At 74.8% G+C, this 11,423-nt stretch carries 10 protein-coding genes; 5 read left to right on the top strand and 5 right to left on the bottom strand.

Annotation, left to right across the window (positions count from 1 at the left end; translation table 11 throughout):
- A partial coding sequence (locus GPA02_RS17565; RefSeq protein WP_162457815.1) for a serine/threonine-protein kinase occupies window positions 1–1,110 on the bottom strand: 1,110 nt, incomplete at its 3' end.
- Between the two features lie 167 nt (window positions 1,111–1,277).
- On the opposite strand from GPA02_RS17565, the gene GPA02_RS17560 reads away from it, so the two are divergent.
- A complete protein-coding gene (locus GPA02_RS17560) occupies window positions 1,278–1,862 on the top strand; it encodes a maleylpyruvate isomerase family mycothiol-dependent enzyme (RefSeq protein WP_156201743.1) in 585 nt (194 codons plus the stop codon).
- Window positions 1,863–1,937: 75 nt separating this feature from the next.
- On the top strand, window positions 1,938–2,915 hold the full coding sequence (locus tag GPA02_RS17555) for a ribose-phosphate diphosphokinase (RefSeq protein ID WP_156201742.1): 978 nt from the start codon (window positions 1,938–1,940) through the stop codon (window positions 2,913–2,915).
- Between the two features lie 7 nt (window positions 2,916–2,922).
- On the opposite strand, the gene GPA02_RS17550 is transcribed toward GPA02_RS17555, so the two are convergent.
- Genes GPA02_RS17550 through GPA02_RS17540 form a run of 3 tightly spaced genes read right to left on the bottom strand, consistent with a single transcriptional unit; the run spans window position 2,923 to window position 5,520 of the window.
- Window positions 2,923–3,768, bottom strand: a complete 846-nt coding sequence (locus GPA02_RS17550; protein ID WP_156201741.1) for an ABC transporter permease — start codon at window positions 3,766–3,768, stop codon at window positions 2,923–2,925.
- The gene (locus GPA02_RS17545; protein ID WP_156201740.1) at window positions 3,761–4,573 is read right to left on the bottom strand and encodes an ABC transporter permease; all 813 of its coding nucleotides are present in this window, start codon (window positions 4,571–4,573) and stop codon (window positions 3,761–3,763) included. The genes GPA02_RS17550 and GPA02_RS17545 overlap by 8 nt, the downstream gene beginning before the upstream one ends.
- Window positions 4,570–5,520, bottom strand: a complete 951-nt coding sequence (locus GPA02_RS17540; protein ID WP_275689736.1) for an ABC transporter ATP-binding protein — start codon at window positions 5,518–5,520, stop codon at window positions 4,570–4,572. The genes GPA02_RS17545 and GPA02_RS17540 overlap by 4 nt, the downstream gene beginning before the upstream one ends.
- A 431-nt stretch (window positions 5,521–5,951) precedes the next feature.
- On the opposite strand from GPA02_RS17540, the gene GPA02_RS17535 reads away from it, so the two are divergent.
- Both GPA02_RS17535 and GPA02_RS17530 read left to right on the top strand, forming a co-directional pair.
- Entirely contained in the window at window positions 5,952–6,869 is a 918-nt protein-coding gene (locus tag GPA02_RS17535) for an LLM class F420-dependent oxidoreductase (RefSeq protein ID WP_156201738.1), read from the top strand.
- A complete protein-coding gene (locus tag GPA02_RS17530) occupies window positions 6,866–7,888 on the top strand; it encodes an LLM class F420-dependent oxidoreductase (protein ID WP_156201737.1) in 1,023 nt (340 codons plus the stop codon). Before GPA02_RS17535 ends, GPA02_RS17530 begins: the two co-directional genes overlap by 4 nt.
- A 182-nt stretch (window positions 7,889–8,070) precedes the next feature.
- Here the strand turns inward: GPA02_RS17530 and GPA02_RS17525 are convergent, their stop codons facing one another.
- The gene (locus tag GPA02_RS17525; RefSeq protein WP_162457814.1) at window positions 8,071–9,423 is read right to left on the bottom strand and encodes a Gfo/Idh/MocA family protein; all 1,353 of its coding nucleotides are present in this window, start codon (window positions 9,421–9,423) and stop codon (window positions 8,071–8,073) included.
- Between the two features lie 43 nt (window positions 9,424–9,466).
- On the opposite strand from GPA02_RS17525, the gene GPA02_RS19480 reads away from it, so the two are divergent.
- A complete protein-coding gene (locus GPA02_RS19480) occupies window positions 9,467–11,419 on the top strand; it encodes an alpha/beta hydrolase family protein (RefSeq protein WP_156201735.1) in 1,953 nt (650 codons plus the stop codon).
- Window positions 11,420–11,423: the final 4 nt, after the last annotated feature.

Here is an 11,423-nt window from a genome sequence, read left to right as displayed (position 1 = left end):
GGCGGCCTGCTCCTCGCCGGGCGCGACCGCCGGACCGGCCGACGCCGCGGCGGCGCCGGGCGTGGGCTCCGCCTCCGGTGCCCAGCCGGCCTCGCCGGTGCCGACCGAGGGCTCCGGCGAGGCCGCGCGCCGATCGGCGGGGCCGCCGTCGGGTGCCTCGGGGCGTTCCCGGGTGGCGACGTCGACCTCGACCGCGCCCGCCCCGCCGGGGTTCCAGGACCGCTCCTCGGTGCGGATCCGCCGCAGCCGTCGCAACGCCTCCGCCGCCGTGCCGAGCCGCTGCTCCCGGTCGGGCACGAGGCAGGCCTCGATGAGGTCGCGCACATCGGCCGGCACGTCGTCGCGCGCGAGCGGGCGCCGCTGCCCGGTGCGCACGCGCCGCAGGTAGGCGAGCGCGGTGTCGTCGTCGGGGTCGAGCGAGGCGAACGGGGCGCGCCCGTCGAGCAGCGTGAACAGCGTCGACCCGAGCGACCACACGTCGTCGGCCTCGGTCGGCGGCAGCCCGTCGAGCACCTGCGGGCTGGCGTGCCGGTAGCTGAACCGCTCGAGCGTGGCGGTGTGGCCGGCGTCGGCCATGCGCGCGATGCCGAAGTCGGACAGCACGTAGGAGGTCGGCAGCACCAGCACGTTCTGCGGCTTCACGTCGCGGTGCAGCACGCCGTGGGCGTGGGCGAACGCGAGCGCGTCGGCGACGGCGGTGCCGGCGGCGACGACGTCGGAGACCGGCAGCGGGCCGGTCTCGCGGAGCCGGTCGTGCAGCGAGCCGAGGTCGTGGAACTCCATGACCAGGCAGGGCGCGCCCGCGGTGGTCGTCGTCGTGTCGATGACCGTGACGATGTGCGGGTGCTGACGGCCGAGCCGCACGGTGATCTCGAGCTCGCGGCGGAACCGGGCGGCGTCGGCCGGGTCGGTGACCTGGAAGACCTTGATCGCGACGTCGCGGTCGACGCTCGGCTGGCGGGCGCGGTAGACGATCGCGTCCCCGCCGCGCGCGACCTCGCGCAGGTCGGTGAACCCGGGGACCACGACGTCGTGCGCCGGCCGGGGGCCGGTGCCGGTGATCTCGGCGAGCGGGCTCGCAGCCGGGGGCGCCCAGTCGTCGTCGGCCACCGCGCACCCCCTCCTCGCCTCGCCCGGCTGGTCCGAGGATAGGGGCTCGGGGTCGCGACGCGACGGCGCGACGACGCGCCACGGACGGGGTGAGGTGCCCACCCGCCCCGAGGCGCCCGGCCGTCAACGCCCTGACGCCTCCGGCGGCCGCGGCTAGCGTGGCGGGCATGACCGACTGGGTGCGGGTCTACGCCGACGGCGTCGCGGCGGTGGCAGCGCTGGTGACGACGCTGACCGACGACGAGCTGACGACGGCGGTGCCCGCCACGCCCGCCTGGACGGTGCACGACGTCGTCGCGCACCTCGCCGGCACCGCGGTCGACGCGACGACAGACCAGATGGACGGCGCCCCGGGCGCCGCCTGGACGCAGCGGCAGGTCGAGGAGCGGCGCGACGCCGAGGTCGCCGAGCTCGTGGCGGAGCTGCGCGGCACGCTGCCGTCGATGACCCCGGTGATCGAGGCCTCGCAACCACCCCGGCTGGTGTGGAACCTCGTCGTGCACCTGACCGACCTCACCGAGGCGCTCGGGCGCCCGGCGCCGGCGCCCGAGCTGTGGCAGCCGGTCCTGGCCGCGCTGCGGGACCTGGTGCCCGAGCCGCTGCGCGGCGCGGACGACTACGAGCTGTTCCGCGTGCTCTTCAGCCGCCGCTCGCGCGCCCAGGTGGCCGCGCTGGCCGGCGGTGCGCAGGTCGGCGACGTCGGTGTCTTCGGCGGCCGCGACGACGACCAACCGCGGGCCGACGCCGGCTGACCGGCGTCGTCGCCACGGCCCGCCCGCTGCCATAAGGTGTGACCGACCCGTCGGACCTGCCAGTGCGGAGCACCTGTGCGAGAGATCGTCGTCTTCTCGGGAAGCGCCCACCGACCCCTCGCCAAGGCGATCTGCGACCACCTGCAGGTGCCGCTCGCCGGCGTCGAGATGACGCGGTTCTCCAACGACTGCCTGCAGGCGCAGCTGCAGGTCAACTGCCGCCAGCGCGACGTCTACATCGTGCAGCCGCTGGTGCCGCGGACGCAGGAGCACCTCATGGAGCTGCTGCTGATGATCGACGCCGCGCGCGGCGCCTCCGCGGCGCAGGTCACCGCCGTCATCCCGCACTACGCCTACGCACGCTCGGACAAGAAGGACGCCTCGCGCATCTCGATCGGCGGCCGGCTGGTCGCCGACCTGCTGCAGACCGCGGGCGTCGACCGGGTGCTGACCATGACGCTGCACGCGCCGCAGGTGCACGGCTTCTTCAAGGTCCCGCTCGACCACCTCACGGCGCTGGGGGTGCTGTCGGAGCACTTCCTCCAGCAGGACCTCTCCGACAGCGTCGTCGTCTCCCCGGACCTCGGCAACGCCAAGACCGCCACCCAGTTCTCCCGGCTGCTGGGGCTGCCCGTGGCAGCCGGCAGCAAGCAGCGGCTCGCCGACGACAAGGTCGTCATCGACGCGATCGTCGGCGACGTCGCCGGCAAGCGGGCGATCGTGCTCGACGACGAGATCGCGACCGGTGGCTCGATCGTCGAGCTGCTCGACCGGCTCGCCGAGCAGGGCGCGACCGAGGCGGCGATCGCGTGCACGCACGGCCTGTTCGTCGGCAAGGCCGTCGACCGGCTTCGCCACCACCCGATGATCACCGAGGTCGTCACGACCGACACCGTGCCGGCACCGCCCGGCTGGCCCGAGCTGCGGGTGCGGTCGGTGGCCGGGCTGTTCGCGGAGGCGATCGGGCGCATCCACGCCGGTGAGTCGGTCGCCAGCCTGTTCGACGGCGTCGACCCCACGCTCGGGCCGCCGCAGCCCAAGCTGTTCGGCTGAGCGGGCGCTACTCGGCGAACTCGATCGAGCCGTCGCGACGGCCCGACGCGGCGAGCCGCTGCAGCGACACCGCCCCGATGACGTACCAGACCAGCGACACGAGCACCGCGGTGCCGACGTGCCCCAGCACGTGCAGCCCTGGGCGCACACCCTCCTCGAGGTGGCGGATCGCGACCAGCGTGTGGGTGATCGGGAACGCGAACGCGATCCACTGCACCCACACCGGCCAGAACGTCAGCGGCACCGTGACGCCGGAGACCAGCATCATCGCGATGTAGGACAGGTTGGTCGCCCAGTTCCGCAGCCGCATGTGCCGCAGCACCAGCGCGGCGAGCGCGAACGCGTACCCGTAGGTGGTGATCGCGAGCACGACCAGCACGCCGAACGTCGCGACGCCGTCGGCGAGCGTGAAGGTGACGCCGAACCCGGGGCCGATGACGAACAGTGCGACCGTCGCCGTCGCGACCCCGCTCGGCAGCCACTGCACGCTGCGGCCGAGGAACACCGGCCACAGCGCCGACGGCGACGCCACCAGCAGCGGCAGCGTGCCCGAGTACCGCTCGCGCGTGCTCGTCGAGACGACCAGCAGCGTCTCCATCGCGGTCGCGAGCACCGCGGCGCCGATGTAGAGGTAGCGCACCTGCTCCTCGCTGCCCAGCAGCGACCCGATGAGGGCGTAGAAGATCACCTGCGCGACGATCCGGCCCAGCCAGCCCAACGTCCACGACAGCGGCGTGAACGTCGCGGCGAAGTCGGCCCAGGCGTTGCGGGTGCTCGCGACCACGGCACGCCACGCGGTGCCGCGCGGCAGCCGCGTGCTCACGTCGGGGCGCGACGACGTCCGCTCAGGCATGGCCGATCGTCCCCGACTCGCGGACCTCGCGCAGGGCGAGGCGGATGAGGAACCCGCCGATCGCGCAGCTGACGACGCCGAGCAGCACGATCGCGACGACGTGCTCCGCGAGCCCCTGCACCGGGCCCGGCAGCAGCGACTGCCGGATGAGGTCCGAAGACCAGGACAGGAACACCAGCCGGGTGAGCGGCTCGATCCAGTCGGGCAGGAACTCGACGGGCACCATCACCCCGCCCAGGATGTAGAAGGGGTAGGTCAGCGTGTTCTGGAAGGCCCGTGCAGCGCGCGTCCGCACGAACAGCGCCGCGAGCGCGAGCGCGCTGCACGCGGTGGCGAACGCCGTCACCACCAGCGCGCCGACGAACACGCCCGGGTGGACGATCGCGACCCGCACCCCGACGAGCGCCGCCACCGCCCAGGACTCCGCGAAGCCGAGCATCGACACCGCGGTCACCGCGAGGATCCGGCCCGCGATCACGGCCGGGAACGACGACGGCGCCGCCACCAGGGCCTCGAGCGAGCCGTTCTCGCGCTCGGCCTCGACCGTGTCGCCCGAGGTCTGCAGCGCCATCTGCCACAGCACCAGCAGCGCCGGCGCCAGCACCGCGTACGGCGCGAGGTCGTCGCGGCCGTTGTTGAGCATGATCGCGACGAACACCAGCGTCAGCAGCGGCGCCGTCACCAGCGCCATCAGCCGGTCCGGCGAGCGCCGCAGCTCGCGCAGCTCCCGGCGCAGCCCCGCGGACACCCCGCGCGCGTAGGAGCGGGCGGCGACCGCGGTCCGCGGGAGGATCGCCGTCGTCATCGGTCCACCCGCATGCCCCGGTTCCCGATGACACGCAGGTAGACCTCGGCGAGGTCCGGGCGGGTGGTCGCGACGTCGGTGACGCCGAGCTCCAGCAGCCGGCGCAGCACCGCGGGCGCGGCGCCGTCGGCGGCGGTGTCGACCAGCAGCGTGCCGGGCGAGATCTCGCGCACGTCGGCGACGCCCGAGATCTCCGAGACGGCCGCGACGACCGGCGCGACCTGCTCCGGCGCGAGCGCCGACGCCCGCACCCGCGCGTACCGGGTGATCCAGGTGCCGAGCGTGCTGGGCCGCTCGGTGGCGAGGATGGTGCCGTTGTCGATCAGCGTCACGCGGTCGCAGATCGCCTCGGCCTCGGACATGTCGTGCGTGGTGACGAGGATCGTGCGGCCCTCCGAGCGCAGGCTCGTGACCAGCCACCGGAAGTCCTCGGCGGCGACGGGGTCCATGCCGATCGTCGGCTCGTCGAGGATGAGCACCCGCGGGTCGCCGATCAGGCCGCGCGCCAGGTGCAGCCGCTGCTTCATGCCGCGGCTGTACGTCTCGACCCGCTCGTCGGCGCGACGCTCGAGCCCCAGCCGTTCCAGCAGCGCGTCCACGCGGCGGCGGGCGTCGGCGCCGTGCAGCCCGTAGAGCGCGGCCCAGAACTCGAGGTTCGCGCGCGCGGTCAGGCGCGTGTAGAGCCCCCGCTCGCCGCCGAAGACGATGCCGATGAGCCGCCGGACGGCGGCCGTCTCGGTGACGACGTCGTAGCCGCAGATCTCCGCGCGCCCGCTCGTGGGCAGCAGCACCGTGGAGAGGATCTTGCAGAGGGTGGTCTTGCCGGCGCCGTTGGGCCCGAGCAGCCCGTGGATCTCACCGCTGGGCACGCTGAGGTCGACACCTTGCAGCGCCGCGACGACCGGTTGCCCTCGACGACCCCCGAACTCGCGTCGCAGGCCTACCACCTCGACCGCAACACCCACAGCCCGACGGTAATGCACGGGACGGCGCGCCTGCGTCAGACGTACACAGGCGCGCTCTACGATTCGCGCCTCCCGAGGCAGGATCGTGCCCGATCCGTGACCTCCCGGACCGTTCGCCCACCGGAAAACACCTGGCGCCGCGCCGCCGTCGGACCTAGCGTTGTCGGTACACGGGAAAGGAGGTGGTCCGAGACGTGAAGAATCTTGGGACTCGTGAGGTGACTGCCCGCTAGGGCTGTCCAGTCGTTCGGACGGCACTGCCGGCCCGGCGGCGCGACAGCGTCGGCGAGTCCACGGCAGTCACCCGAAAGCCCGCGGGGTCGCACCCTCGTCCAGTGCGACACCCCGAGCACCCGCTCGGGAGCCGCGGGCCTTCGTCGTGCCCGGGCACCGTCACCTGGCAGGCTGGGCCCATGGACTTCCGGATCTTCACCGAGCCCCAGCAGGGCGCCAGCTACACCGACCAGCTCGCCGTCGCGCAGGCGGCCGAGCAGCTCGGCTTCGACGCGTTCTTCCGCTCCGACCACTTCCTCGCGATGGGTGGCGACGGGCTCCCCGGCCCGACCGACTCCTGGGTCACGCTCGGCGCCATCGCGCGCGAGACGTCGACGATCCGGCTCGGCACGCTCGTCAGCTCGGCCACGTTCCGCTGGCCCGGTCTGCTCGCGATCCAGGTGGCGCAGGTCGACGAGATGTCCGGCGGCCGCGTCGAGCTCGGCCTGGGCACCGGGTGGTTCGAGGCCGAGCACACCGCCTACGGCATCCCCTTCCCGACGAAGCGCTTCGGGCCGTTCACCGAGCAGCTGGAGATCGTCACCGGGCTGTGGTCGACGCCGGTCGGCGAGACGTTCTCCTACGACGGCGAGCACTACCGCCTCGCCGACGCCCCCGCGCTGCCGAAGCCGGTGCAGCAGCCGCTGCCGATCATCATCGGCGGCGGCGGTCCGCGCCGCACCCCCGCGCTGGCGGCACGGTTCGCGTCCGAGTTCAACGTCGGCTTCTCCTCGGTGGAGAAGGCCGGCCAGGGCTTCGAGCGGGTGCGGCAGGCGTGCGAGGAGATCGGCCGCAACCCCGACTCGATCGTCATGTCGCTCGCGCACACGACCGCCGTCGGCCGCGACGAGGCGGAGTACCGCCGTCGGGCCGAGGCGAGCGGGCGCGACCCGCGCGAGCTGCGCGAGCAGGGGCTGGGCGGCACGGTCGCCGAGGTCGTCGACAAGCTCGGGCGGTACCGCGAGACCGGTGCGCAGCGGATCTACTTCCAGGTGCTCGACCTCTCCGACCTCGACCACCTGGAGCTGCTGGCGCGCGAGGTGGTGCCGCAGCTGTGAGGCTCGGGTTCCACACCGGGTACTGGTCGGCCGGGCCGCCGCCGGGCGCCGCCGAGGCGGTGGCGGGCGCCGACGAGCTCGGCCTGGACTCGGTGTGGACCGCCGAGGCGTACGGCTCCGACGCACTCACCCCGCTGGCGTGGTGGGGCGCGCGGACCTCGCGGGTGCGGCTGGGCACCGGCATCGCGCAGATGTCGGCGCGCACGCCGACGGCGACCGCGATGGCCGCGCTCACGCTCGACCACCTCTCGGGCGGCCGGTTCGTGCTCGGGCTCGGGGCGTCCGGCCCTCAGGTGGTCGAGGGCTGGTACGGGCAGCCGTACGCGCGGCCGCTGGCCCGCACGCGCGAGTACGTCGCGATCGTGCGGGACGTGCTGCGCCGCGAGGGGCCGGTCACCGCGCCCGGCCCGGCGTACCCGCTGCCGCTGCCGGGCGGGGAGGGCAAGGCGCTGCGCTCGACCGTGCACCCGCTGCGCGCCGACCTGCCGATCCACCTGGCCGCGCAGGGCCCGAGGAACACCGCCCTCGCGGCCGAGATCGCGGACGGCTGGCTGCCCGCGTTCTTCTCCCCGCGCCTCGACGACGTCGCCCGCGCCCACCTCGAGGAGGGCTTCGCGCGGCGCTCGCCGTCGCTGCGCCCGCGCGAGGAGTTCGAGGTGTCGGCGAGCGTGCCGGTCGCGATCGGCGCCGACGTCGAGAGCGCCGCCGCGCTGCTCAAGCCGCACATCGCGCTGTACGTGGGCGGCATGGGGTCCGGGCGCACGAACTTCCACCGCGAGGCCGTGCTGCGGCTCGGCTACGACGACGCGTGCGCCGAGGTCACCGAGCGCTACCTCGCGGGCGACAAGGAGGGCGCGGCCGCCGCGGTCCCGACCGAGCTGGTGCTCGACGTCGCGCTCGCCGGCTCCCCCGCCGACCTCCGCGCCCAGCTGGCCGCGTGGGAGGCCACGTGCGTGACGACCCTCGTCGTGCAGACCGACCCCCGCGCCCTCCCCGCGATCGTCGCCGCCCTCCGCTGACCGGTTTCACCGCACTTCGGAACACCGGCCGGTTTCACCGCACTTTGGAACACCGGCCGGTTTCACCGCACTTCGGAACACCGGCGGGTTTCACCGCACTGTGGAACAGGAGGCGGTGAGATCGCACTCCCTGCCGCTCCCGCCTCTCCCAGCGCGGGACCTGACACGGTCCGGCGCCCGGGTCAGCGCCGCAGCAGCCCCGGCACGTCGACGGGCTCGCCCTGCTCGATCGAGCGCCACAGCGCCTCGCCGGTGGCGACGGCGAGCGCGCCCTGCCGGGCGTCGGCCATGAGCCCGAGGCGGCGGGACTCCTCGTCGGGGCCCTCGAACAGGTCACGGCGCAGCAGCGGGTCGGCGCCGTCGTGGCCGCCGGCCGCCGTCGGCACCTCGATGGTGCGCGCGGGCCCGAAGAGGGGTCGGAGCACGAGCTCGCCCGACCCGGGCAGCGCCTCGCCGTCGGGCGTCCGGCCGACGAACGCCTCGATCGTGCCGTGCGTGCCGCGGATCGCCAGCCGGTAGCCCTCCCAGGGCGCGGAGAACTCGACCGAGTAGGCCGCGGTGGCGCCGCCCGCGTAGGTGACGAGGCCGGCGACGTGGTCCTCGACGTCGATCTCGTCGTCGTAGAGGGTCATCTCGCGCGAGGCGGGGTACTGGACCTCGTAGGGCAGGTCGAACATGCCGCGGCGCGCCTGCCCGGTGGGCTCGGGGAACGCCCCGCTGCCGGCCTGCGCCCGGTGGTAGGGGTCCCGCTCGCGCAGCTCGGCGGGGGTGGTCGTGCCCGCCGGGCGGTGCGGGCTGCCCGGCCCGTAGTAGTCGCGACCGCCGACGGCGTAGGCCCGGACCGGCTCGTCGTCGAGCCACCAGGCGATGAGGTCGAGGTGGTGCGTGCTCTTGTGCACGGTCAGCCCGCCGGAGTCGGCGCGGCGGCGGTTCCAGCGCAGGAAGTAGCTGGCGCCGTGGCGCACGTCGACGTGGTGGTCGTAGCTGACGTGCAGCGGCCGGCCGATCGCCCCCTCCGCCACCAGCTCCTTGATGCGACGGTGCCGGGCGGGGTAGCGGAAGTTGTGCGTGACGGTCACGCTCGCAGTGCTCGTCCGCTCGGCGGCGAGGACCTCGGCCGCCTCGGCCGCCGTCGCGACCATCGGCTTCTCGGAGACGACGTCGACGCCGGCCGCGAGCGCGGCGAGGATGTAGCGGCCGTGGCTGTGGTCCGGGGAGGCGACGAGGACGGCGTCGGGCCGGCTCGTGCGCAGCATCTCCTCGACGTCGTCGGGGCCGAAGACGGCGACCGGCGGGTAGCCGTCGGGGACGATCGTCTCGACGAAGGCCTCGGCGCGGGTGCGGTCGACGTCGAGCACCGCGACGAGCTGGCCGACGTGGGAGAAGTCGTCGCTGCTGGCGCCGTAGCCGAGGCCGGAGTCGGCGCCGCCCGCGACCCCGAGCAGGGGACGGGCGAAGCTCGCCACGCCACGGTTCGACACCCCCACGAGGGCGTAGCGACGGCGCTCCGATGCAATTGCCGCAACCGCATGCATCGTCCTACTGTAGCGTGCTGGACCACGCCGACGGAGGAGACCCATGGCCGAGGAGCTCGGCTTCCGCCGCAACCTGGACGGCCACCACGACACCTCGCTCGACCTTCTCCGGCACGTCTACGCGCGCACCGAGGAGACGCTGCGGCGCACGGCCGCCGCGCTCGACGGCGCCACCGACGCCGCGGCGGTCCGGGCGCACCAGGCGCGCACGCGCGAGGCGGTGGTCGCCGGGCTGGGCGGTCTGCCGGAGCTGCCTGCCGACCCGCCGCCCGTGCAGTGGCGAGGACCGGCGGAGGCGATGGGCTGCGTCGTCGAGCAGCTGGTGCTGGAGACCCACCCAGGCGTCCCGGTCCCCGCGACGCTCTACCGGCCCACCACCGGCGGCGGTCCGCGACCCGCGGTGCTGTTCGTGTGCGGGCACACGACGACCGGCCGCGCCGACCCCGAGTACCAGCGGGTCTGCAGCCGGCTGGCTCGCGCCGGGCTCGTGGTGCTCGCGATCGACCCGTGGGGGCAGGGCGAGCGGCTCGGCTACCTCGGCCCGGACGGCACCCCCACGGTCGACCCGGGCACCGCGGAGCACACCTACGCCGGCTTGCAGGCGTGGTGGCTGGGTCAGAGCATCGCGCGGTGGTTCGTCCACGACGCACGGCGTGCGATCGACCTGCTCCAGACGCTCCCCGACGTCGACCCGAGCCGCATCGGCATCACCGGCAACAGCGGCGGCGGCACGCTGTGCACGCTCATGGTCGCGATCGAGGATCGGCTGGCCGCGGCGGCGATCGGCACGTTCGTCACGAGCCGGGGCGCCTACCTGTGGTCGGGGCAGCACCAGGACGCCGAGCAGGTGCTGCTGGGCGGGTCCGCGGCAGGCGTGGACCACGCGGACCTGCTGGCGGCGATGGCGCCGCGCCCGCTGGCGGTGCTGGCGGCCGAGCACGACTTCTTCCCGCTCGAGGGCACGGTGGAGTCGGTGGAGCGGGCGCGGGCCGCGTACCGGGCGCTGGACGCCGTCGACCGCCTCGAGCTGCACACCGCCCCGGTGACGCACCGGTACGCGCGGCCGCTGGCCGCGGCGGCGGCGCGGTTCTTCTGCGCCGCGCTCGGGCTCCCCGAGCCGACGGACGACGACGACTCCGAGCCCCTGCCCCCGGAGGCGATGCGCGCGCTCCCCCGCGGGCAGGTGGCGCTGGACCGGCCGGGCTCGCTGTTCCTCCACGACCTCGTCCGCGCCGACGCCGAGGGGCTCCCGACGCCGTCGCCCACCGAGGCGCGCGCGTGGCTGAGGGCGAGGGTGCACACCGGCCGCCGCGCACCGGGGGCGGCCTATCCGCGCTGGCTGCCCGGGCCGGCGGGCACGGTGCACGGGATGTGGCGCAGCGAGGCGGACCTGTGGGGCGCCGGCGTGCTGCTGCCACCGACCTCGGGCGCCGGTGCGCCGCGGCCGCTCCGCATCGTGCTCCTGGACGCCGGGACGCCGGCGCTCACCTCGGACCACCCGCTCGCACGGGAGCGCGGCGCGGAGGCGGTGCTGGTGCTCGACGTGCGCGGGCACGGCGCGCTGGCGGTGCACGACAAGGACAACCGCGACCACCGGGACCACCGCAGCGCCGTCTACAAGCTGCTGTGCGACCTGCTCTGGCTGGACGACTCGCTCGCCGCGGCCCGCGCGTACGACATCGCTCGCGCGATCGACGTCGCGCTGACCGACCCGCACCTGACGACCCTGGTGCCGGGCCTGGGCCCGACGTCGCCCGTGCACCTGGAGGCCGAGGGCCCCCTGGCATTCGTCGCGAAGGTGGCGGCCGCCGTCGACGACCGTGTCACGCGTGTGACCGTGCACGACGACGTCGTGGACCCGGCCGCGATCCTGCGCCGCCGCCTGCACGACACCGGCGACGGGTCCTGGCAGTCCGTCGTCCCGGGCGCCGCCACCCACGCCCCGCTCACCACCCTCCATACCCTCCTCGGCCCGCGCCTGCACACCGCCGGGTAGGCGC

It is taken from the genome of Actinotalea caeni (assembly GCF_009733795.1).
Lineage (GTDB): Bacteria > Actinomycetota > Actinomycetes > Actinomycetales > Beutenbergiaceae > Pseudactinotalea > Pseudactinotalea caeni.
Note: the sequence above shows the minus strand (reverse complement) of the source record. Positions and strands in the feature narration are given on the sequence as shown.